The organism is Halorientalis pallida (assembly GCF_049605515.1).
In the GTDB taxonomy this organism is placed as follows: domain Archaea; phylum Halobacteriota; class Halobacteria; order Halobacteriales; family Haloarculaceae; genus Halorientalis; species Halorientalis pallida_A.
Window position 1 is genome coordinate 2,723,421 of sequence record NZ_CP187158.1, and the last position, 22,316, is coordinate 2,745,736.

The 22,316-nt window shown below is 68.8% G+C and carries 22 protein-coding genes; 7 read left to right on the forward strand and 15 right to left on the reverse strand.

All coding sequences use genetic code 11. From position 1 onward, the window contains the following. Position 1: 1 nt before the first annotated feature. On the reverse strand, positions 2-2,773 hold the full coding sequence (alaS, locus tag ACOZ4N_RS15670; protein WP_424017301.1) for an alanine--tRNA ligase: 2,772 nt from the start codon (positions 2,771-2,773) through the stop codon (positions 2-4). A gap of 379 nt (positions 2,774-3,152) precedes the next feature. Between alaS and ACOZ4N_RS15675 the strand changes: the two genes are divergently transcribed. Beyond that, complete coding sequence (locus ACOZ4N_RS15675; RefSeq protein WP_424017302.1) at positions 3,153-3,389, forward strand: hypothetical protein; 237 nt, start codon at positions 3,153-3,155, stop codon at positions 3,387-3,389. Between the two features lie 36 nt (positions 3,390-3,425). Here the strand turns inward: ACOZ4N_RS15675 and ACOZ4N_RS15680 are convergent, their stop codons facing one another. Continuing rightward, a complete protein-coding gene (locus ACOZ4N_RS15680; protein ID WP_424017303.1) occupies positions 3,426-4,403 on the reverse strand; it encodes a replication factor C small subunit in 978 nt (325 codons plus the stop codon). Between the two features lie 252 nt (positions 4,404-4,655). On the opposite strand from ACOZ4N_RS15680, the gene samp2 reads away from it, so the two are divergent. Both samp2 and ACOZ4N_RS15690 read left to right on the forward strand, forming a co-directional pair. Next, positions 4,656-4,862 carry a ubiquitin-like small modifier protein SAMP2 gene (samp2, locus tag ACOZ4N_RS15685; RefSeq protein WP_424017304.1) on the forward strand — a complete coding sequence of 69 codons (207 nt, stop codon included), beginning with the start codon at positions 4,656-4,658 and terminating at the stop codon, positions 4,860-4,862. A 30-nt stretch (positions 4,863-4,892) separates the two neighbouring features. Further along, entirely contained in the window at positions 4,893-5,258 is a 366-nt protein-coding gene (locus tag ACOZ4N_RS15690; protein ID WP_424017305.1) for a GNAT family N-acetyltransferase, read from the forward strand. Position 5,259: 1 nt separating this feature from the next. Here ACOZ4N_RS15690 and ACOZ4N_RS15695 read toward each other — a convergent pair whose 3' ends face one another. The 5 genes from ACOZ4N_RS15695 to larB all read right to left on the reverse strand — a co-directional run bounded on the left by ACOZ4N_RS15695 (position 5,260) and on the right by larB (position 9,098). Next, on the reverse strand, positions 5,260-6,132 hold the full coding sequence (locus ACOZ4N_RS15695) for a winged helix-turn-helix domain-containing protein (protein ID WP_424017306.1): 873 nt from the start codon (positions 6,130-6,132) through the stop codon (positions 5,260-5,262). Positions 6,133-6,228: 96 nt separating this feature from the next. Next, positions 6,229-7,608, reverse strand: a complete 1,380-nt coding sequence (locus ACOZ4N_RS15700; RefSeq protein ID WP_424017307.1) for a phosphoglucomutase/phosphomannomutase family protein — start codon at positions 7,606-7,608, stop codon at positions 6,229-6,231. 75 nt (positions 7,609-7,683) lie between these two features. Then, positions 7,684-7,929, reverse strand: coding sequence for a GIY-YIG nuclease family protein (locus ACOZ4N_RS15705; protein ID WP_424017308.1), 246 nt, complete (start codon positions 7,927-7,929; stop codon positions 7,684-7,686). Positions 7,930-8,066: 137 nt separating this feature from the next. Beyond that, positions 8,067-8,216 (reverse strand): DUF7563 family protein, encoded by a 150-nt coding sequence (locus ACOZ4N_RS15710; protein WP_170845344.1) that lies wholly within the window; start codon positions 8,214-8,216, stop codon positions 8,067-8,069. A 120-nt stretch (positions 8,217-8,336) separates the two neighbouring features. Then, entirely contained in the window at positions 8,337-9,098 is a 762-nt protein-coding gene (gene larB / locus ACOZ4N_RS15715) for a nickel pincer cofactor biosynthesis protein LarB (protein WP_424017309.1), read from the reverse strand. A gap of 285 nt (positions 9,099-9,383) precedes the next feature. Here larB and ACOZ4N_RS15720 point away from each other — a divergent pair, with 285 nt between their 5' ends. After that, positions 9,384-9,551: a DUF1931 domain-containing protein gene (locus ACOZ4N_RS15720; RefSeq protein WP_129070577.1), complete on the forward strand. Its 168-nt coding sequence runs from the start codon at positions 9,384-9,386 to the stop codon at positions 9,549-9,551. Positions 9,552-9,609: 58 nt separating this feature from the next. On the opposite strand, the gene rpiA is transcribed toward ACOZ4N_RS15720, so the two are convergent. Next, positions 9,610-10,290, reverse strand: a complete 681-nt coding sequence (gene rpiA, locus ACOZ4N_RS15725; protein WP_424017310.1) for a ribose-5-phosphate isomerase RpiA — start codon at positions 10,288-10,290, stop codon at positions 9,610-9,612. Positions 10,291-10,381: 91 nt separating this feature from the next. Here rpiA and glmM point away from each other — a divergent pair, with 91 nt between their 5' ends. Further along, positions 10,382-11,689: a phosphoglucosamine mutase gene (gene glmM / locus ACOZ4N_RS15730; protein ID WP_424017311.1), complete on the forward strand. Its 1,308-nt coding sequence runs from the start codon at positions 10,382-10,384 to the stop codon at positions 11,687-11,689. Positions 11,690-11,737: 48 nt separating this feature from the next. Here glmM and ACOZ4N_RS15735 read toward each other — a convergent pair whose 3' ends face one another. Then, positions 11,738-11,896 carry a DUF7563 family protein gene (locus tag ACOZ4N_RS15735; RefSeq protein ID WP_422653630.1) on the reverse strand — a complete coding sequence of 53 codons (159 nt, stop codon included), beginning with the start codon at positions 11,894-11,896 and terminating at the stop codon, positions 11,738-11,740. Between the two features lie 256 nt (positions 11,897-12,152). Here ACOZ4N_RS15735 and ACOZ4N_RS15740 point away from each other — a divergent pair, with 256 nt between their 5' ends. Beyond that, positions 12,153-12,845: an SDR family NAD(P)-dependent oxidoreductase gene (locus tag ACOZ4N_RS15740; RefSeq protein WP_424017312.1), complete on the forward strand. Its 693-nt coding sequence runs from the start codon at positions 12,153-12,155 to the stop codon at positions 12,843-12,845. Here the strand turns inward: ACOZ4N_RS15740 and ACOZ4N_RS15745 are convergent. From ACOZ4N_RS15745 to ACOZ4N_RS15760, 4 genes are all read right to left on the reverse strand, one after another. Further along, the gene (locus tag ACOZ4N_RS15745) at positions 12,842-13,495 is read right to left on the reverse strand and encodes a hypothetical protein (protein ID WP_424017313.1); all 654 of its coding nucleotides are present in this window, start codon (positions 13,493-13,495) and stop codon (positions 12,842-12,844) included. The genes ACOZ4N_RS15740 and ACOZ4N_RS15745 overlap by 4 nt on opposite strands. A 61-nt stretch (positions 13,496-13,556) precedes the next feature. After that, complete coding sequence (locus ACOZ4N_RS15750; protein ID WP_424017314.1) at positions 13,557-15,176, reverse strand: hydroxymethylglutaryl-CoA reductase; 1,620 nt, start codon at positions 15,174-15,176, stop codon at positions 13,557-13,559. A gap of 249 nt (positions 15,177-15,425) precedes the next feature. Further along, a complete protein-coding gene (locus tag ACOZ4N_RS15755; RefSeq protein WP_424017315.1) occupies positions 15,426-16,562 on the reverse strand; it encodes an ORC1-type DNA replication protein in 1,137 nt (378 codons plus the stop codon). A gap of 44 nt (positions 16,563-16,606) precedes the next feature. Next, entirely contained in the window at positions 16,607-18,034 is a 1,428-nt protein-coding gene (locus tag ACOZ4N_RS15760; protein ID WP_424017316.1) for a PAS domain S-box protein, read from the reverse strand. A 308-nt stretch (positions 18,035-18,342) separates the two neighbouring features. Between ACOZ4N_RS15760 and ACOZ4N_RS15765 the strand changes: the two genes are divergently transcribed. After that, entirely contained in the window at positions 18,343-18,762 is a 420-nt protein-coding gene (locus ACOZ4N_RS15765; protein WP_424017317.1) for a hypothetical protein, read from the forward strand. Positions 18,763-18,863: 101 nt separating this feature from the next. On the opposite strand, the gene ACOZ4N_RS15770 is transcribed toward ACOZ4N_RS15765, so the two are convergent. Both ACOZ4N_RS15770 and ACOZ4N_RS15775 read right to left on the reverse strand, forming a co-directional pair. Next, a complete protein-coding gene (locus tag ACOZ4N_RS15770; RefSeq protein ID WP_424017318.1) occupies positions 18,864-20,876 on the reverse strand; it encodes a helix-hairpin-helix domain-containing protein in 2,013 nt (670 codons plus the stop codon). 61 nt (positions 20,877-20,937) lie between these two features. Continuing rightward, a complete protein-coding gene (locus ACOZ4N_RS15775; RefSeq protein ID WP_424017319.1) occupies positions 20,938-22,212 on the reverse strand; it encodes a P-loop NTPase in 1,275 nt (424 codons plus the stop codon). Positions 22,213-22,316: the final 104 nt, after the last annotated feature.

Consider the following 22,316-nt stretch of genomic DNA (forward strand, 5'->3'; position numbering starts at 1 on the left):
CTCAGGCGCTCAGGACCTGTTCGAGTACGTCCGGCGCGTCGTCCAGCGCGTCGTCCAGTGCGTCGCCGTCCGGGCCGCCGCCCTGAGCGAAGTCCGGTGGGCCGCCGCCGCCACCGCCGACCTTGCTCGCGAGTTCGCCGACGACCTCGCCGGCGTCGATCCCGGCGTCGTCGGGGACGGCGACGACGAACTGCGCGCCGTCCTGCCCGCTCCCGATGACGGCGATCTTCCCCTCCTCGACGAGGGCGTTGGCCGTCGCCCGGAGTTCGTCCATGTCGGCGTCCAGCCGCTGGATCACCGCGGGCGTCCCGCCCACGTCGACTTCCTCGCCGTCGTCGCCGGCCGCCCGGACTTCCGCGAGTTCCTCCTTGAGCTGTTCGATGGTCTTGCCCCGCTCCTTCCACTCGCTGAAGAACCGTTCGGCGGTCTCGGGTACGTCCTGGGGACTCACGTCGAGGGTGTCCGCGGCGTCGTAGAGGGCGTCCTCGGTCGTCTGGGTCGCCTCGATGGCGGCGTCGCCGGCGGCGAACGTGAGCCGTTCGACGCCGTCCTGGATGCGCTCCGTGTTCAGGAGCTTGATCGCGCCCACGTCGCCGGTGCGGGCGACGTGTGTGCCACCGCAGGCCTGCACGTCCTCGTCGACGTGGATCAGTCGGATCTGCTCGCCGGCCGGAATCCCGCCCTGGTAGAGGTCGAAGCCGTGTTCGGCTTCGGCCTCGTGACGGTCGGGCCACTCCTGGGTGACCGACGTGTTGTCCATCACGACCTCGTTGGCGAGCCGCTCGATCTCCTTGACCTGCTCGCGCGTGATCGGCTCGTAGTGGCGCACGTCGAGCCGGGCGCTGTCGGTGTGTTTCTGCGCGCCGGCCTGCCGGATGTGGTCGCCCAGCACTTCCCGGGCGGCGTGACCGACGATGTGGGTCGCGGTGTGGTGGCGCATGAGCCGGCGTCGCCGGTCGGCGTCGATCCCCCCGCGGACGAACTCGCCTTTGCCCGGGTCCTCGTCGACCCGGTGGAGGACGACGCCGTCGACGATCTGTACGTCCTCGACCTCGGCGGTCACGTCGTCGGTCGTGATCGTCCCGTGGTCTGCGGGCTGGCCCCCGCCTTCGGGGTAGAACATCGTCTGGTCCAGCACCACGTCGTAGCCGTCGTCCTCGCGCTCGAACACGTCCAGCACCATCGCCTCGAACTCCATGCGCTCCTGGTCCTCGTAGTAGAGGCGGTCGGTCTCGGGCAGGTCGGCCAGGCGCTCGCCGTGGACCGACTCCTCGCTGTCGGCCTCGACGGTCTCGGCGTCGTGACGGTTCGCGACCAGCGAGTAGAAGTCGTCCGGGACCTCGACGGCCACGTCACGCTCGGCGGCGATCTCCTCGACCATGTCCGGCTGGATGCCGTGGCTGTCGTACAGCTCGATCAGCTCCTCGGTCGGGATGGGATCGCCCGAGGCGGCGTACTCATCGGCCAGCTGGCGGACCTTCCGGCCGCCACGGTCGAGCGTCTCGCGGTACTTCTCGACCTCCGTGCGGACGATGTCCCGGATCGTGTCGCGGTTGCGGTAGCCGAGCCGCTCGGCCTGCATGTCGACGAGTTCGTCCAGCGGGGCGTCCACGCCGACGTTGTCACAGAGGCGCTTGGTCCGCCGGAGAACCATCCGCGCGAGATAGCCCGTCCCGACGTTCGACGGGACGATCCCGTCGCCCAGCATGTACGCCAGGGTCCGGGCGTGATCCGAGATGGCGTAGATGTCTTCCAGGGGTTCCACGAGGTCGCGCAGGCGGTCCACGTCGACCCCGAGTTCGGCCGCGATGTCCGCGCGGGCGGCCTCCACGTCGTCCACGTCGTCGATGTCCAGACTCCCGGAGAGCCGCGCGGCGTCGTGGACGATGGCCGCCTCCTCGCTGGTCAGATCGACCCCGGCGTTGTCCTTCAGGAAGTCGATCATGTCGGGGTAGATCGCCTCGTAGACGGTCGGCGTGCCCTGACTCATCCAGGTCCAGCGCTCGATGCCGTAGCCGGTGTCGATGACCCGGCGATCCATCCGGGAGTACGTGTTCCCGTCCTTGAGTTCGTACTCGCCGTCGGGGTCCTGCTCGAAGCACATGAACACGAGCGTGGCGAGTTCCAGCCCGCGGTAGATGACCTCGAAGGCCGGGCCGGCGTTGCCCCCGCCGACCCACGGGTCCTCGATGAACGTCAACTCGCCCATGTCCGCGCCCAGCGACTCGAAGAATTCGACGCAGTACTCGACACATTCCTCCTTCCAGTAGACCTCGCCCTCGTAGGCGTAATCGGAGTCCTCGGCGGCGTTGAACGCGTGGTGGCCACCCATCTCGAAGGCCATGGTGTGGCGCCCGGTCTTGCCCACGTTGTCGATGTCCTGCATCCGGATGCACGGTTGCGAGACGACGAGGGGGTTGGCCGGCGGCGGCGACTGCCCCGAAGTGACGTGGGGCTGGAAGTCGTAGATCGACGCCTGGGTCAGGAGTACGTCGTCACGCCAGCGGTTCGCAGCGACGGGGTAGGGATCGACCCGTTCGTGATCGTGGTCCTCGAAAAATGAGAGAAACGTCTCGCGCATCTCCGACAGCGACAGCGCCTCGTCGAACCCCGGATTGTCGATGAAGCTGTACTCCGCACACGGGGGCTCGCCACAGGTCTCCCGACTCCCGTCGAGCGTCCAGAAGTGGTCCCCACAGGCCGAACACTCCAGCCGGTGAAACCCCTCGTCTTCGAAGTACTGGAGTTTGTACTCCTCCTCGAGCTCACTCATTCGTTGCCATACTGTGGTCAACCGGGCGGTAAAACAGTTCCGAACAGCCGGCGAGATTCGCCGCCGTCTGGGCCTTCCGTGTCCCGACGTGCCCGCGTCGCCGGTCCCCCTCTCGCCTCGCCGTCCTCGCGAGCGAGCCGGTCGGCGCTGTTGCTGTGCCCTGTCCGGGTGGGTCAGCTTCGCCACACTGTCGACCTGCGAACCCCGGTGGCCGAACTGCGTCACCGCCCGGGACCGTCACTGCCGTCGATGCGAATCCGCGAGCCGGACGGCAACGGCCCCCGTTACCGACCTGTAACCGAGTAACGCTGCCGCCAGATACGCTTACACCGGAGCCACGGTAACGACTCACACGCACGTTCGAGAGAACGTGCGGTAGGTGCAGATGAACGGATATCGACTGCTCCGTGTGTTGATCGTCGTGTCGCTCGTGCTGTTCGCAGCCACGGCCGGCGCTGGATCGGTCAGTGCCGAGAAACAGGACGGATCCGGCCAGTCGACGTCACTCGCCGATTCCGGCCAGGGTGCCGGCACTGGGGCCGCGCTCCAGACTAGCCAGCAAGAGGGGTCCGGATTCGCGTCCGCCGTGCAGGGAGACGGTAGCGGTATCGCCTGACGACCGCGTTCGGTGGGTCCCTGTCCCCACCGTTTCTCACTCGTCCAGCGCCAGCGAGGCCAGCAGTGCCTCCAGCTGGATGCGCTCGTTGGCCCCCTCGGTGATCCGGTAGTCGGCCTCGCCGATGCGGTCCAGCAGGGTGACGGCGGCCTCGTCGTCCAGGTCGAATTCCCAGACCGAGCGGTGCAGTTGATCGATCACGTCGCCGCCGGCGATGCCCTCGTTGGTGAGCAGGTCGTCCAGCGTCGAGCGAGCGGCCAGAAAGTCGCCGTCGAGCGCCTGCGTGACCATCTCGTGGATCTCCTCCGGGCGTGCGGTCGAGGTGATGGCGTAGACAGCCTCCTCGTCGACCACGTCGCCGGTGACCGCGGCGGCCTGCAGCCCGTTGATCGCCCGGCGCATGTCCCCGTCGGCGGCGTAGATCAACGCCTCGACCCCGTCGTCGGTGACCTCGATGCCCTCCTCCTCGGCGATGATCCGGATCTGCTCCTCGACGGCCTCGTCGGAGAGCGGGTTGAACCGGAAGACGGCACAGCGGGACTGGATCGGGTCGATGATCTGACTGGAGTAGTTACACGAGAGGATGAAGCGGACGTTGTTCGAGAACTCCTCCATCGTCCGGCGGAGTGCAGACTGGGCGTCGCTCGTGAGAGCGTCTGCCTCGTCGAGGAATATAATCCGATATTTCGCGCCGCCGAACGAGGAGCGGGCGAAGTTCTTGATCCGTTCACGGACCACGTCGATCCCGCGCTGGTCGGAGGCGTTGAGTTCGAGGAAGTGTTCCTGCCAGTCCTCGCCGTACAGTTCGCGGGCGATGGCGAGTGCCGCGGTACTCTTCCCGATTCCGGCTTCCCCCGAGAACATGAGGTGAGGCAGGTCGTCCCTGGCGACGTAGCTCTGGAGGCGTTCGACGATGGTCTCCTGTCCGACGATCTCGTCGAGCGTCTGCGGGCGGTACTTCTCGATCCAGATCTCGTCCCGCCCGGCCCGCGACTCGGTGTCGGCCTCGCTCATAGTCCGGGCAACGAGTGGGCTCGTCATAAACTGCCCGGGACCGGTCGCGCGCGGGCCGAACCAGCCCGGGTAAGCCCTCGATAACTACCACGTCTCGGTCCCGCCGGTCGGTATGGACTGCGAGATGGATTCCCTCCTGGTCACCGCAATCGGTCTCGCGCTCTCGATCTGGGTCCTCGTGAGCGCCGTCCGGAACCGGCGGCTCCGGTGGTGAGCGACACGCTCAAATCCGGTCGGGGTTCTTCTTCTGGTATGGTCACGGTCGAAGTGGTCGGCGAGGAGACCCGCGAGATCGACCCCGCGACGCTCGGGACCGATCCGACCTACGCGGATCTGGTGCGGGCCGTCGACTACAGCCCCCACGAGGTGTCGGTGCTGGTCGACGACCAGCCCGTCCCCGAGGACCGTGCAATCGACGCCGAGCACGTCCGCGTCCTGCGACTGATCAAGGGCGGGTAGTTTTTGATCGGGAGCGACTACTTCCCACCGATGGACATCCGCGAGGCGACGGTCGAGGACCTCCCGGCCGTCCTGACCGTCTTCGACGGGGCGATGCTGGCGACCGACGTCGACGCCGTCCGGCAGGCCATCGACCGGGGCGACCTGCTCGTGGCCGCGACCGAGGGGCGCGTTCTCGGGGCCTGTCTGCTGGACGGCGAGGTGATCGAGGCGGTCGCGGTCCGGCGCGCGCGGCGGGATCAGGGCATCGGCACGGCGCTGGTCGAAGCCGCGGCCGACCGTCGGGAGCGGCTCGTCGCCGAGTTCGATCCGCGGGTGCGACCGTTCTGGGCGTCGCTCGGGTTCGAGATCGACGCCGCCGACGAGCCGGACCGCTACCGGGGTGTCCGTGACTGAGTCAGGCCTCCATCGGGCGGACGCATCCGAGGACACGCTCGATGGCGTCGTCCGGCCGATAGTCCAGCTCGCGGGTTCGCTCGTCGTAGGTGACGACGCCCTCGCTCGCCAGTTTCGGGACGTGCGAGTGGACGAGCGCGATCTCGATCCGCGCGGCCGAGCGCCCGGGGATGCCACCCGCGTTCGCGAGGTGGGCGGCGGCCTCGTCGACCGTGGTCGGACCGTCAGCCGTCGCGAGATACCAGAGCAGTTCCCGGCGGGTCCGGTTGGCCAGCAGGTCGAACGTCGTGTCGACCACCGACGGATCGACGCCGTCGAGGAACGACGAGAGCCGGTCGGGAACCGGCTCCGCTGGCTCCCGACCGGTTCGCCGGGCCAGTTCGTAGCTCGCCCAGCGTGCCAGCAGCGCGACGACCTCGACCTCGAACTCGTCGAACGGGGTCTGGCGGGCCGCTTCGCTCGCGAAACAGACGGTTCCTCGCCGGTCGCCGTCGACCTCGACGGCAGAGCCGACGTAACTCTCGAGACCGAACCGCTTGAAGGCGGGATCGTCGGCCCAGCCTTCTTCGCTGGCGACTTCGACCGTCAGCCGTCCCCTATCGGTCTCGACCGTCTTCCGACAGTACGTCTCCGAGAGCGGGAGTGTCTCGCCCTCCTCGATGCGACCCTCCGTCCCGGACGTGAGGACGATGTCCTGCTGGTCCGCACGCTGGTCGATGTGGGTCAGAAAGCCGTAGGGCAGGTCGAGGTATCGGCGCTCTCGGTCCAGTGCCGCTCCCAGCCGGTCGACGAGTGGAGTTCCCGGATCCAACAGGGTCGTCGAGAGATCGAGGAGGTGATCGAGGTGTTGCTCCGGGCTCGCGTTGGCCGCCATAGCGAGTAGTATTATCCAGTCGTTTCCTTAGCTCTTTGGGCGCAAAATGTGTGTAGGGCCCTCTTACTGCCGGAATTTACGGCTTCGATACCAGACTCAGACGAGGGGTTCGACGAGGTCACGGCCGGCCGACAGGAGTTCCGCGACCCGCGCGTCGCTGGTCGCCTCCGCGTACACCCGGAGTTTGGGTTCGGTGCCGCTGGGCCGGACCAGCAGCCAGGCCCCGTCCGCCAGGAAGATCTTGAACCCGTCCACGTCGTTGACGCGCTCGACGGCGGCCCCGGCGATCTCGTCGGGCAGGGCCCCGTCCAGATCCGCGATAACCGCGGCTTTGCGCTCGTCGGGACAGTCGACGCTGACCCGATCCTGGTGGACTTCGCCGTGTTCGTCCTCCAGTGCGGAGACGCGCTCGTCCAGTGGTCGCTCGACGGCCGCGGCCGCCGTCAGCAGGGCCAGCGTGACGCCGTCCTTGTTCCGGAGGTGGCCCCGGACCCCGAACCCGCCGCTCTCCTCGCCGCCCATCAGGGCGTTCGTCTCTTCCATGGCTTCGGCGACGTGTTTGAACCCGACCGGCGTCTCGGCGACGCTTTCGCCGTGGGCCTCGGCGACGCGGTCGACGATGGCGCTGGTCGAGACCGTCCGGACCGCCGACCCCGACTCGGAGTCCAGCAGAGAGTCGTACACCGCGGCGAAAAAGAGGGAGGGGTCCAGAAAGCCCCGATCGGGCGTGACGACGCCGATCCGGTCGGCGTCGCCGTCGTTGGCGATCCCCAGGTCGGCCGGGCCGGACTGAACGGCGTCGATCAGGTCGCCGAGTTTCTCGGCGCTCGGCTCGGGCGACTCGCCGCCGAACTCGGGGTCGGTCCCACAGCGCAGGCGTTCGACCTCCGCACCGGCGGCGTCGAGCAGACGGTCGGTCACGTCGCGGCCGCTCCCGTGCATCGCGTCGTAGGCGACGGTCAGTCCGTCGAGGTCGGCGTCGACGAAGCTCAGCGCGTGGTCGACGTACGGGCCGACGAAGTCGACTTCCTCGACAGCCCCCTGTTCGTCCTCGGGGAGCGCCTCGGGTTCGGCCAGGTTGGCTTCGATGCGGTCGGTCACGTCCGCGGGGGCCGGCGACCCGTCCGCGGGGACGAACTTCACGCCGTTGTACTCCGGCGGGTTGTGCGAGGCGGTCACCACGAGCGCGCCGGCCAGGTCCCGGTCCCGGACGGTCCACGCCGTGACCGGGGTCGGGCAGTCCCGCTCGGGAAGGAGCACGTCGAACCCGTTGGCACAGAGGACGCGTGCGAGCTCCTCCGCGAACCCCCGCGAGTGTTCGCGGGCGTCGTAGCCAACCGCCACGGTGTCACTCGTCCTCTCGTCGTCATCCCGCAGTACCGAGGCGACGCCCTGCCCCACTATCCGGACGCGCCGGTCGGTGAACGTGTCGAGGGTAGCCCGCCACCCGTCGGTGCCGAACGAAATCTGATCCATACGCCCTCTCGCTCGTGGCCTTGCAAAAAGTCACGGTTGCTGACAATCCTGTGGGGGTTCCACGCCCGCCGGCGCTCACCCTTCGATCAGTCGCTCCTTCTCGCCCCGGGAGCACTGTTTGATCTCGTACTCGCGGGACATGGCGGCCGACTTCGAGTCGAAGGACTCGACGTGGACGAGTTCGACCGGGGTGCGTCCGCGGGTGTACTTGGCTCCCTCGCCGGCGTCGTGTTCGGCGACCCGGCGCTGTACGTCGGTCGTGTACCCCGTGTAGAGGGTATCGTCGGCACAGCGCAACACGTAGACGTAGTGATCCGGCACGTCCGGACGGAGTACGCACTCGGCGGTGAGTGTTACGACACGAAAGGGCAGTGTCGCCCGGCCCGCTGCCGGAGCAGTGCCGTCGAAATGGGCTTCGCGTGGTGTCTAGACCACGATTCGGGTGGCCACAGTGGCCGTCACGCTTTGTGAGCGCGCTCGCGTGCGACCTCGGCGATGCCAGCGTTCGCCGAGCAACTCGGGCAGGCGTGGACCTCGCCGTACTCGTCCGCGAAGACCCGAGCGAACTGGTCGGACACGTGCGCGCCGCAGTGATTACAGTCTGGCATTCGTCACTGCCGGCAGCGACCGACTGCCGACACTCCCCCTAGGCGGCGCGTGTACATATCCTCCATACCGGACCAGTAAGGTATCCTCGCGTGGCCGCGCCGTCTGCCGGTTTCGGCTTCTCACTCCGCGCGAGCGGCGTCGACGGCGCGGGCGATGAGCGCGGCCTGTGCGCCCGCGGTGAAGCCGGCGTCGACGTTGACGACGGTCATGGCGGTACAGGACTGGAGCATGCCGTCGAGGGCGGCTTCGCCCTCGCCGGCGTGGCCGTACCCCGTCGACACCGGGAGGCCGATGACCGGCGTGTCGACGAGGCCGGCGACGACCGTCGGGAGCGCCCCCTCGCGGCCGGCGGCGACGATCAACACGTCGAGGTCCCGGAGCGCGGGCAACTGGTCGAGCAGGCGGACGATGCTGGCAACGCCAACGTCGTCGACGCGCTCGACCTGTGCGCCCATCTCCCGGGCGAGGACAGCCGCCTCGCCCGCGGGTTCGGCGTCGGACGTACCGGCGGTGACGACGCCGACGGTCGCGTCCAGTTGCGGGCGCTCGAACTCGTCGGTGTGGGCCACCAGCACGCGGGCGCGCTCGTGGTACGTGTCCTCGGCCTCGAAGGCGTCCAGGCGCTCTCTGACCGTGGCCAGCGCCTCCGCGTCCAGTCGGGTCACGATGGCTCGGCCGGTCGTCTCGACGGCCGTGGCCGCCAGGTCGGCCACCTCGGCCGGCGTCTTCCCGTCGGCCAGAATCGCCTCCGGAACGCCCGCCCGCGTCTCCCGGGCGGCGTCGAATCGTCCGGCTTCGCCGGTGGCGTACCCGGCGAGTTCCGCCTCTGCCTCGGCGGGACTCACGTCCCCCGCCGCGACCGCTTCGAGCAACTCGCGCATACACCTCCTCCACACTCGACTCACTCCTACCCATCGACTCGACCGCACACGGGACGGAAATATGACATATATTCTTTTAGACCAAAGCGCGCGCGAGCGACCGGCTAACGGGTGTACACGACCAATTCGCCGGTTCGAAAGGGGTCGGTGCAGGGTTTCCGTTAAATACCGGCCAGTGCCTTTATAAGTGGAGGACCGTGAAACCGGCTCAGACCCCCGTGAATACCGGCGAGAAACTGCACAAACGGGAAAGTATTTAAACCACCCTCTGGAAAGACCGCGTGTATGGCAGACCTGATCGTCAAAGCCGCCGTGAAGGAAGCGCTCGATGATATGAACGTCGCATCTGACTTCTACGACGCACTCGACGAGGAAGTCGACGAACTGCTCGAGGACGCCGCGCGTCGTGCAGAGGAGAACGACCGCAAGACCGTCCAGCCCCGCGACCTGTAGGCTGGGGATTTCATTCGTTTTTTCACCGGGTACCACGGCCGCCAGCCGCAGGTCTCGGCTACGATTCCCGGACCGTCGCGCCCTCTTCGGTCCCGACGTAGATCGTGTCGGCCAGGTCCACGAACAGGCCGTGTTCGAGGACGCCGGGCAGTGCCGAGAGGTCGGCCGCCAGCCCCGCGGGATCGTCGATCTCCCCGAACGCACAGTCCAGCACGAGGTTCCCGTTGTCGGTGACGACCGGCCCGTCCTTCCGTTCGGCCGCTCGCAGCTCCGGGTCGCCGCCCAGCTCGCGGACGCTGGCGGCGACCGGTTCGCGGGCGTCGGGGACGACTTCGACTGGAACCGGGACCGACAGTCGGTCGGCGAGCTTGGATTCGTCGGCGACCACGAGGAAACGGTCGGCCGCGGCGTCGACCAGTTTCTCCCGGGCGTGGGCCGCGCCGCCCCCCTTGATCAGGTCGCCGTCGGCCACCTGGTCGGCCCCGTCGATGGCGATGTCCGGCGTCGCGTCGTCGAGCGTCGTCAGTGGAATCCCGGCCTCGCGTGCGAGTTCCCGCGACTGGTAGGAGGTCGGAATGCCCTCGATGTCGAGGCCGGAATCGGCCGCCCGGCCGAGCGCCCGGATGGCGTGGGCCGCGGTGCTGCCGGTCCCCAGTCCCACGACCTGCCCGTCGTCGACGGCCTCGGCGGCGGCCTCGCCGGCGCGTCGCTTCGCCTCGTCGCTCCCACCGCGTTTCATGCCCGGGCAAACCGCGTCCGCGGACAAAAAGCCGTGGGATCGCCCGACCAGGAGGCGGATACTTTTGGGGGTCACACTCCTCGGCCCGCGTATGTTCGGAACCAGCGGTATCAGGGGACCGGTCGGGGAGACGGTGACCGCGGACCTGGCGCTCTCGGTCGGGCGCGCCCTCGGCGTCGACGCCGAGCGGGTCGTCGTCGGCCGGGACCCCCGCGAGAGCGGCGCGTTGCTCACCGACGCGCTGACGGCCGGCCTGCGCGAATCGGGGACCGACGTACTCGATCTGGGGCTGGCGGCCACGCCCACCGTCGCCCGCGCCGTGGCGTGGGAGGACGCCGACGCCGGCGTCTCGATCACCGCCTCGCACAACCCGCCCGAGGACAACGGGATCAAACTCTGGCAGGCGAGCGGCCAGGCCTTCGACGCGGAGCGCCGCGAGACCATCAGCCGGCGCGTTCGCGAGGACGCCGCCGACCTCCGGGACTGGGACGGCCTCGGGGACCGCCGGGACGCCCAGGCCCGCGAGCGTCACGTCCGGGCACTGGTCGAGGCCGTCGAGATCGACGACCCTCCCTCCGTCATCGTCGACGTGGGCAACGGGGCCGGCGGCGTCACCGTCGACGCCCTGCAGGAACTGGGGTGTACCGTCGAGACGCTGAACGCCCAGCCGGACGGGTCGTTCCCGGGTCGGCCCAGCGAACCGACGGCCGAGAACTGCGGGTCGCTGGCGACGCTTGTGGCCGAGACCGACGCCGACCTCGGGATCGCCCACGACGGGGACGCCGACCGGATGCGCGCCGTCGCGGGGGACGGCACATACCTCTCGGGGGACGTGACGCTCGCCCTGTTCGCCCGGGCGGCCGCCGAGGCGGGCCAGCGCGTCGCCGCGCCCGTCGACACCAGCCTCGCGGTCGCGGACCACCTCGCCGAGATCGACGTGCCCGTCGAGCGGACGAAGGTCGGCGACGTGTACGTGGCCGAGCGCGTCGCCGAGGACGGCGTGGCCTTCGGTGGCGAACCCAGCGGCGCGTGGATCTGGCCCGACGCGACGCTGTGCCCCGACGGGCCGCTGGCGGCGTGTCGGCTGGTCGAACTCGCCGCAGAGCGCCCGCTGGCCGAGCGGGCCGCCGAGATCGACACGTACCCCATCCACCGCGACAGCGTCGCGGTCGAGGACAAGGCCGCGGTCATGGACCGGGTGCGGGAACTGGTGGCCGACCGCTACGACGCCGTCGAGACGATGGACGGGGTGCGCGTCGACCTGGGCGACGGCTGGTTCCTCCTGCGGGCCAGCGGGACCCAGCCGCTGGTCCGGATCACGGCCGAGGCACGCGAGGCTGGGCGGGCCGAGTCGATCTTCGCCGACGCTCGTGACCTGCTGGAAACCGCGAGAAGTTGAAGGGGTGTGGTTCCGGACGGCGGGCCGTACCGTCCCGCCGGGGGTGGGTTATCCGCGCCGCGTCGACCGCGCTTTCCGGACGTCAGCGCCGTCGCGAATCTTGTCCTCACACTGTGGACAGACCCGTGGTGCTTGGATGCCGTTCGGTGTGAAGACACGTGCATACGCGGCAGTGACAAAAGCGCCGCAGTTCTGACATTCCGGCATACATCAGGTGCATAGGAGGGTGTTGTCTTAACTTTGGGTGGTGCCTGTAAGACTCTCTCATACCGCTGAACCGTTCGGACACCGCCACGGACGGCCAGTCCGCTCGCTACCGGAACGGATTGCCGATATGTTGTCACCGCGACGTGTCGGGCCCGACTGGCCACCGTCACGCGCGCTCTATCGGTCGGCTGTCACGACTGCAATCGGGCCGGGCCGTCGACACAGCCTTTTGCCGGTCCCGGCCGTACCCCAGGCCATGTCACGAACTGCCGTGATCGCCGGCGTCGGCCCCGGACTCGGCGAGTCGATCGCCCGACGGTTCGCCGACGAAGGCTGTCGCGTCGGCCTGTTCGCCCGCTCGGAATCGTACCTCGACGATCTCGCCGCGGACCTGGACGAGACCCCCGGCGCGGGGCTGACGGTCCCGACGGACCTCACCGACCCGGACGAGATCGCGGACGGCTTCGCGGCCGTCCGCGAGGCGTTCGGCCCTGTCGATATCCTCGTCAACCACGCCAGCGCCGCGTCGTGGGACGGCCTCACCGACATCTCGGCCGAATCGTTCGACCGCGCGCTCGCCGTCGGCCCGAAGGCCGCGCTCCACTGCGCGCAGGAAGCCGTCCCGGACATGCTCGATTCGGGCGGCGGCACGGTGATCTTCACCGGCGCGACCACCTCGGTCCGGGGCCGAGAAGGGGCGGTCGGGTTCTCCGCCGCGAAGTTCGCCTGTCGCGGCATGGCCGAGTCGATGGCCCGCGAACTCGGCCCCGAGGGCGTCCACGTGGCTCACGTCGTCCTCGACGGGATGATCCGGCCCCCCGACGCCGAGGACGACGCGGACTATCTCGATCCCGACGCCATCGCCGACAGCTACTGGCACCTGGTCGAGCAGGACCGGAGCGCGTGGACGCTGGAACTCGACCTGCGACCGCACGTCGAGGACTTCTAGGGGTCGATTCCCACGTCGAGGTCCCGGTCACAGGTCGCCTCGAAGGCGCTGTCGGGGCGCTCGTCCGCGTCGGTGTACCGGACCAGCGTCGCCGCGTCCAGTTCGGTGGGCACCTCGAAACTGTGGATTCCCGAGCGGGTCTCACCGGGTGAGAGGGTGAATCCGGGCTCGAACGTGGCGTCCAGCGTCCGGAGCGGCGGTTCCAGGTACCACGCCGCGTCACAGAGTTGTGCCCGCAGGCCGAACAGGTCGTAGGAATCGACCTCGACCGGGCGGTCGACGGCGGGCGACAGTTCCAGCCGGAAGACGACGTAGACCATACCGCGAGCGGGGCTGTAGGAGAGAAACTCCGAATCCGAGGACGACATCGACGGCTGCGTCCGGGCGTTCCAGCGGACCGAGAGGGTCGTCTCCGCGTCGGCGGTCCCGTCGACGGCCGTCGGAATCGGGTCTACGTCCCCGGCGCTGTCCGTCACGACACAGCCCGCCGGTGCCGGAGCCACGGGACACCCGGTGGCGGGGCCGTCGGCCGCGGTCCCCTCGGTCTCGGTCGGACTCCCGCTCCCGTCGTCGCGTGCGCCACAGCCGGCCAGTCCCGCGGCCAGGGCCAGCGCGCCGGTCCGGAGGACCCGTCGTCGTGAGCGTCGCATTAGGCCCTCTGGCGGGTACGACGGGTATATTCCTTCGGGCCGTATCGGCCCGCCGGACGGCTCAGCGGTTGCGGCCGAGTTCCTCGTGGCTGGTCACCCAGTCCGAGGCCGAGATGGCCGAGGCCAGCGAGAGTTCGCCCGCGAGGACGACGCCGGCGGCGATCTCGGCGAACTTGTTGACGTTGCCCGCGCCGTCACAGTCCAGCATCTCCAGGGCCTCGTTCTGGGTCGGCAGACCCGTGCCACCGCCGTAGGTCGCGACGATGAGTGAGGGAATGGTGACCGAGACGTGGACGGAGTTGTCGTCCAGTAGCGTCGCGTTGACCAGGGCCGCGGAGGATTCGGCGACGTTGGCCTCGTCCTGCCCGGTGGCGATGAACAGCGCCGCCAGCCCGTTCGCGGGGTGTGCGCCGTTGGTGTTCGCCCCCGCCAGCATCGACCCGAGGTTGGCGACCTCGCCGTGGTGGACCAGACTCTCCGGATCGGCCCCGAGGTGGTGCGTGAACACCTCCTCCGGGATGGTGGCCTCGGCGGTCACCCGCTTGCCGCGGGTCATCATGTCGTTGACCTGGGAGTGTTTCTTGTCGGTGGCGAAGTTCCCCTCCAGGTAGAAGTTCTCGACGTAGCCGGGGAACTCGCTGAGGATCCAGTTACAGGCCGCGAAGGTGGCCTTCCCGACCATGTTCTGCCCGGCGGCGTCCCCGGTCTTGAAGTCGAACCGGAGGAACGCGAGGTTGTTCGTGAGGTAGTCCTCGATTTCGACCAGTTCGGCGACGCTGGAGGTCTCCTCCGCTTTCTCCTTGACGGTGTCGCGGTGGTCGAACACCCAGTCCCGGAAGTCCCGGGCGGTGCGGGCGTCCTCGAAGACGAACACGGGGGCGCGGTTCATCCGGTCGTCGACCACGGTGGCCTTGACGCCGCCGCTGAGGTTGAGCGCCTTCATCCCACGGCTGTAGGAGGCGACCAGCGTCCCCTCGGTCGTGGCCAGCGGGATGGGGTACTCGCCGTCGGCGTGTTCGCCGTTCACTTTCAGTGGCCCCGCGAGCCCGATGGGCATCTGGGCGACGCCGACGAAGTTCTCGATGTTGCCCTCCAGGTCCTGCGGATCGACGGAGTAACTGCTGATGTGGTCCAGTTCCGTGTCGGTCCGCTCGGCGAGGTATTCGTGGCGTTCCTCGATGGCCTCGGCGCTGTAGTTGTCGGCCTCGTCGCGGGGGACGCTGGGCACCGTCTCCTCGTCGCGGATGGTGTCTGTGACCGACAGCGACAGCGAGCCGAAGGGGTGGGCCACGAAGTCGATCTCGATGTCGTGGTCGCCGGTCGGGAGTTCGAGCCCGGCGACGGTGACGTACACCGTCCGCCCGACCGGGAACCCCAGCGGATCGTCCTCGTCGACCTCGGTGAGGGCGTAGGTCTCGCCCTCCGAGGTTTCGAGGGTCACGTCGCTGGGCATGACCTCGTCGCCGTTGATCTCCAGCCGTTCGAGGCCCCCGAACTCCGCGTCCTGCAACCTGTTTTTCACCTCGAAGCGAACGCCGTCGTCGGTGTTGGTCAGACTCCCGTACGTGTACAGCCGCTTCAACACCTTCTCGGGAACGTCCAGCGAGACGACGCCGTTCCCGCCGACGAGGTTCGCGTAGAGCCTGTTCAGTATGCCGCTGTCTGGCTTCGGGACGACCATCGTACTCGATAGTTCCACCAATATACCGGTTAAATTTTTATTAAACCGGGTATCAATGGCCGAAGATTTCCCCGGATATATTGAAATACGCCCGGAAGAATCCGGCTCTCTCCGATCACGGCGGGGCGCGTGCCGGGCGATCCGGCAGGCGGGGCCGGTCGGTAGCGGGGCGGCTGTTCGGTCGTTCTGCGGCGACGTGAGCGAGCGGTCCGGCCCGGCCGTTTCCGCACCCGTTCTCGGCTCGGGCGGTCACGTCTCCAGTCGATCCAGCACGGCGTCGGCGTCGTAGTTCAGCGTCAACTCCCGCGAGCGACCGCGGCCGTCCACGTCGGTGTAGGTGGCGTCGATGATCCCGAGTCGGTCGAGTTTGTTGATGATCTCGGAGTAGCGGGTGTAGCCCAGGTCGGTGCGCTCGTGGAAGGTCTCGTAGACCTCGCCGGCCTGCTCGCCGGAGTGTTCGGCGATTACCGCGACGAGGGCCGCTTCGCTGTCCGAGAGCCCACGGAGCGCCCGCGAGAGGTGGACGAACTTCGACTTGTCGTAGGCTTCCTCGACGTCGTCGACGCTGACCTCCTTGGAGGCGCGCATCTCGGCGTTGAGTCCGGCCCGCCGGAGCAGGTCGATGCCGACCCGCAGGTCGCCGTTGGACTCGGCGGTGAGTTCGGCCACCCGATCCAGCACCGTCGGCGAGATCACGCCGTCGTGAAAGCCCCGGTCGACGCGCTCTTGCAGGATGTCGACGATCTCGGCCTCGCCGTACTTCGGGAAGTACACCTCCTCGGGGCGAAACACCGACTGGACCCGGCCGTCGAGTTCCTCGATCACGTCGAGATCGAGGTCCGAGGAGATACAGATGACGCCGATCTTCGCGCCGGCGTGTTCCTCGTGGGCGCGCAACAGCGAGTACAGCGTATCGGAGGCCTCGTTCTCGTAAAAGAGGTAGTTCACGTCGTCCAGGGCCACCACGAGGACCTCCTCGTCGTCGACCAGTCGGTCGGTCACCTGCTCGAACAGCCGCTTGAAGGAGATGCCCGAGGAGGGTGGCTCGTAGTCGAAGATCCCCTCGAACAGCCTGGAGAAGACCGAATAGCGGGTCCCGTTGACCTGGCAGTTGACCCGGACCGCCCGCACGTCGGCGGTCTCGGCGCGCAACTCGGTGAACAGCTTCTGGACGGCCGTCGTCTTGCCCGTGCCGGGCGGGCCGCGGGCGATGACGTTCAGCGGCCGCGAACCCCGGACCGCCGGGCGGAGCGCGTACTTCAGGCTCTCCATCTGGGAGCTCCGGTGGTGGAACGTCTCGGGCAGGTAGTCGATCTCGAAGACGTGTTCGTTCCGGAACACCGACTCGTCCCACGAGAGCATCCCCTCCTCGGGGTCGTCGGTCATCACTTTCACCACGCTCCCCACAGGACTTAATTGTTCGCCAGCGCTCAGGCCTCGGCGACCGGTAACTCGACGACGAACACGGCCCCGGACTCGCCGTCGGCCCGATCCTCGACCCACACGTCGCCGCCGTAGCCCTCGACGAGGCTGTACACGAGGTACAGGCCGATCCCCGACCCCGGACTGTCCAGTCCCTTCTCGCCCTTCCCGAAGATCGTCTCTTTCTGTGCGTCGGGGACGCCCGGCCCGTCGTCGGTCACGCGAACGCGGACCACGTCGCCGTCGCGCTCGGCCCCGACCGACACCGTCGGTGACGGCCCGTCGTTGTGCTGGACCGCGTTGTTCAGCAGGTTCCGGAACACCGACGGGAGCATCCCGTCGGCCGCGACCCGGGCATCGGGTAACTCGCCCTCGACCTCGACGGTCGCGTTCGGATACGACTCCCGCTGCTTCGCGAGTTCCGTCTCCAGCGTGTCGGCGAGATCGGTCGGCTCGGGTTCGATCTCCCTGTCCCCGACCACGACGTCGACGTGGTCCCGGGCGATCTCGGTGAGTTCCACGACGTGTTCGCTGGCCCGCTCGATCCGTTCGAAAGCGTCCCTGCCCGCCTCGTCGACGTTGGCTTCGAGCGCCTCCAGCCACGCGAGGACGACGGTCATGTCGTTGCGGATGTCGTGACGCACGACGCGGTTGAGGACCTCCAGCTGCTCGGTCCGCTCGGCCAGCCGTCGCTGGTGTTCGACCCGCTCGGAGATGTCCCGAACCGTCGCGACGACCTTCCGTAACTCCCCGCCGTACCGGACCGCGGACAGCCGGATGTCGATCACGTCGAGGATGCCCGTCGGCGACTCGATGTCGATCTGCGTTCGCTCGTCGCCGCCCTCGACGAACGCCTCGAAGGCCCGCTCGAACTCCGCGACCGGTTCCTCGCCAGCGATCCCTTCCTCGGCGAAGACGCGCACCGTGTTCCCGATCCAGCGCTCCCGGTCGATGCCGGTCACCGCGGCGATCCGCGGATTGACGTACTCGATGGTTCCGTCGGTGTCGAAGACGTACACCCCGTCGTTCACGTTTTCGACGATGGTCTCGTAGAGCGTGGCTTCTCGCTCCGAATCCTTGCGGTCCGAGATGTCTCTGACCCTGGCACAGACGGCTTCCCCGTCGCCCGACTCGATGATCGAGAGGGCGACCTCCGTCCAGAAGGGTGTGCCGTCCCTGTGCTGGCTGTACCACTCGAACGTCGTCGGCCCCTGCTCGCGTGCCCGTGCGACGAGTTCGTCGGGGCCCGCCGGCCACTCCCAGTCCGGCGCCGTCACGTCCGATAGCGTCACCTCGTCCACTCGGTCCCTGCTGTAGCCCAGCAACTCGCAGTACCGATCGTTGGCGTCGAGAATTTCACCGGTATCGGGATCGAAGACGACGAGCGCGTCGGCGGCGTGCTCGAAGAGCGACCGGTAATCTACCTCACCCGTCATTCTTGCGACTTACGTCGATCCCGCACATGACGCTTTTGCCCGGTTCGGACGCCAACTTGCCCGCACGCTCCGGACCGACGCCACGCCGCCGGGTTCCGACGGACGGCTACTGCTCGGCCGGTTCGAGCACGGGCCGCCCGGTCCCGTCGGCGAGGTCGTTCACCTGCGTCGTCGACGCTCGAAACGCGATACTACAGGATCACGAACCGGGGACAGCTGCGCCGCGGCCGATTTTCTAAAGAGTTAACACGACGACGGCGAAACGATGGCGATACCCGACAGTACGTCCGGGGGGACGTGGGGGAGCAATGCACTGGGAACTCGTCGTTTCGGCCGTCGGCATCGCACTGTGTGCGCTCGTTCGCGACCGGGCGAGCACGACCGCACGAGCGACTGCACCGGTCGTCGCCGTCCCGCTGTTCGTCGGGCCGGCCAGCGCGAGCGCGGCCGATCAGGTAGGGACGGTCGCGTGCCAGCTCGGCGTCGGCGACCTCGTCACCTTCGCCATCGCCGCCCTCGCAGTCTTCCACATCGTGAAGGGTGCGATCACCGCGACGGTCGCGTTCGACAAACTCGGCTCCGCCCGCGCCGACCGCCAGCGCCAGGGCCGACGCGCCATGATCGGCGCGCTCCAGGTCACCGCCGGCGCCGTCTTCCCCGTCGTCGTCGGCGCGATCTTCACCGTCGTCCTGGACTTCGAACTCGGCGCGTGTATCTATCTCGTCTGATCCGTTCGTTGTCCTGTGGTCTCGCTCCGCTCGTGTTCCCTGCTCACGGCTCCCTGCGGTCGCCGTTCGCTCGTTCGGAGGACTCGCTTCGCTCGTCCTCCCTACCCAAACTTCGCCAACAACCGCTCGTAGAACGCCCTCGACCGCTCGTCTCCGTCCTCGGCCAGTTTCTCCACGATCAACTCCGGCGTCGAGCGCGCCAGTTCGCCCTTGACCGGCGACCGGTTCACCCGAAGCTCCCCGTCTTCGAGTCCGACGGCCTGAATCCCGTCGACCTGCACGTCGAAGTCCGCGGCCGCTCGGATCTCCCGGGCCAGGTGCGAGACGAACACCGCCGTCGCGCCCCGCTCGTCCAGCGCTTCGAGGATGCCCGCCATGATCTTCGCGCTCGCGCCCGGTTCGGTGATCGACTCCAGTTCGTCCACCAGCACGAGTTTCCGGGCCGAGGCCGGCGTCTCGCCGTCCTCGTCGCCCACACCGGTCACGAGGCCGCCGAACTCCCGGAGCGTGGACTCGAAGGCCCCCGCGTCCAGCGTCCCCTGTGTCTTGGCGTGGTAATGCAACTCGGCGAGTCGCTCGACGCGGGCCTCCTCCGCCGGCACCGGCAACCCCATGTGCGCGAGGAGGACGATCAGCGCCACGAGATCCAGCGTCGAGGTCTTCCCACCGCTGTTGACGCCGGACAACAGCGTCACGCCGTCGACGCCGTAGTCCACCGGCTCGACGGCCTCGAAGGGCACGTCCAGCAACGGCGACCGGCCGCCCTCGATCTCGAAGCCGGGATCGGTCGAGAGCGTCGGCATCGTGCAGTCGAAATCGCGGGCGAACCGCGCGACCGCCAGCTCCACGTCCAGATCCAGCGCGGCGTCGACCAGTTCCTCGGCGGCCGGGCGCGCGTCGGCCAGTTCGCCCGCCAGCTCCCGCTTGCGCCGGGTCGCCCGCCGGTCGCGGGCCGCGGTCAACTCCTCGCGGAGCCGGGAGACGACGGACTCGTCGCGCTCGACCGGAAACGTGGGTTCGTCCGGGAACGTCTGGCGGGCGATGCTCTCGGTGTCGCGCAACTGGAGCGCGTCCACGAGGTGGTCCCGGGCGGCCGCCACGGCGTCGGCGTACTCGTCGGCCAGTTCCCGGCCCAGAAGCGAGTCCACGCCCGCGCCGCGTTCGACCAGCGTGAGCAGGTCCGCGCCCTCGATGGTCACGTCCCGCTCCTCGATGGCCTCGCGGAGCCGGTCGTTGGCGACGGACTCGGCGGTCGAGACCGCGGCGTCGAGGTCGTCGACGGCCGTCGTCAGCCGGTCGAGTTCCTCGTCGCCCCGGACCTGTCCGTCGTCGTCGAGTTGATCGAGGGCGTCCTCCAGCGCGTCCAGATCGCAGTCGACCTCGATGTCGGCCTCTTGGGCGACCGTGGCGGCCGCTCGCAGGCTGTCGCGGTTGCGCGCGAAGAAGGTCAGCACGCGCTCGGGGACGACCTCGGCCGGGTTTTCTAGCGCTGTGGGCTCGACGCGCACGTCGCCGTCGACCTCGACGCCCGTGAAGTCCTCGTCGAGCGCGATCACGGTGGCGTAGCCCCGCGCGAGTTCCGACAGCTTCCGGGCGTCGTCGACGAGTTCGACGCTGACCTCCGGGATCGCCTCCTGGGCCCGGGCGTAGGTCTCGGCGTCGCCGGTCGCCAGACAGCGGTCGCGGATCCGCACGTCTCCGGGTGCGTCGAGCGGTTCCACGCCCGCGAGTGCGTCCCGGACCGCGGGGTCGGGGTCGCGGTCCATCGCCGCCGTCGCGAACGCCCGGACCTCCTCGATCCGGGACTCGGTGGCGCTGGGGTAGATCGTCTCCAGTCGCCGGGCGGCGTAGTCGGTCACCGTCCGCTCCTGGAGCAAGGCGAGCGCTTCGCGGTAGAGTTCGCTGGCACGGTCGGTCCCGAGGAAGCCGCCGGGATCGTCGTGGTCGCGCCTGATCGCGCCGCGAGCGATCCGGGCCGCTCGCCCCTCGCTGATGCCGGGTGCGCGGGCGATGGCGGCCACGTCCCCCTCCCGGAGCGCACGCTCGGGATCGTCGAGTTCGGCCAGCCGCTCGGCCGTCTTCGCGCCGACCCCGGGAATCGCTTCCAGATCCATCGACCCGTCCTACCGAACCCGAAGGCAAAAGCGTTCCCGGGTCAGCACGACAGCGACGCGCTCAGGACCCGGACCCGTTCGAGCCGAGATCGAAACCGTCGGGTTCGTCGTCCAGGTCCGCAGCCGTGCCCCGGTCGTCCGCGTCGGCCGTCTCCGCGGCCGACTCGATCTCCTCGTCGACGTGGTCCACGTCCACGTCCTGGGCCTTCTCGACCGCGTCGTCGACGAGTTCCAGCACGTCGTCGCCCTCGTCGGTCGGACTCCCGTCCGTCTCGTCCGGGCCGTCGCCGGCCACCGCCGTCGCCTTCGGAATCTCCGCGGTCAGTCGAGTCTCCGCCGTGTCCGGATCTGCCCCCTCGGTGTCGTCGTCGGTCCCAGAGGCGACGGCGTCGGCTCCGTCCGCGTCTTCCACCCGCTCGTCCGGTTCGGCGTCGGCCGACCCGGCTCGGTCCCCGTCCACGACCGGTTCGGTCCCGTCGCTGTCGTCCGCGGTCCCGGCGGGGCCGTCGGTATCGGCGTCGGGACCGTCGCTCTCGCTCGCGCCGGCCGCCGTCGGCTCCGCGTCGGTGTCGTCAGTGTCGGAATCGGCGCTGACAGTCCCGTCGGCACCGGGTTCGGTCCGCGCCACGTCCGGCACGCCGTCGGGGACGACGGCCTCGGCGTCGACCGCGGGGAGGGCCGCCGCGATCCGTCGGTACGCGTCGGCGGCCGCGTCGCCGGGTGCGGCGGCCGTGATCGGGCCCCCGGTCGAGTGGTGCGGGACGACCCCCAGCAGGTCGCCGTCCAGTTCGCTGGCGGCCTCTCTCGCCCGTCGTCCCTCGCCGTGGGTCACGACGGCACCGAGCAGGTCCGCACCCACGTCGGCGGCGAGTTGCCCCGTCTTCTCCATGTCCTCGACGGCGTTCGGTTCGGGCGTCGTCACCAGCACGACGCCGTCGACCTCCTGATACGTGATGACCGCCTCGTTCTGCAGCCCCGGGGCCGTATCGACCAGCACCACGTCGTAGGCGATGCCGAGCAGATTGAAGACTTTCCGGAGCCGTGCCGGGTCCGCCTCGGCGAACGACGCGAGGTCCCGGTCGCCAGGAATCACCGCGAGGCCGCCCGGCCCGTCGACGACGACCTCCCGGACCGCCGTCTCCTCGGCCAGTACGCTGTGGAGCCCTCCCTCGCGGCCGAGGTGTAACTGCCGACCCACGTCCGGCATCGCCAGATCCGCGTCGACGACGACCACCTCGTAGCCGGCCTGTCCCAGTACGACGCCGAGGTTGATCGCCGTCGTCGTCTTGCCGACGCCTCCCTTGCCGCCGGCGATCGCGTAGACACCGTCCCCCATCGTTCCTTTCACGATCCGCTCGGCTGATATAAGCGCTGCCGTTACTTGCCGGCAGTTTAAGTAGCGTCGCCGGTGTCGGCCGCGAGACAACGGGCTTTTGCGCC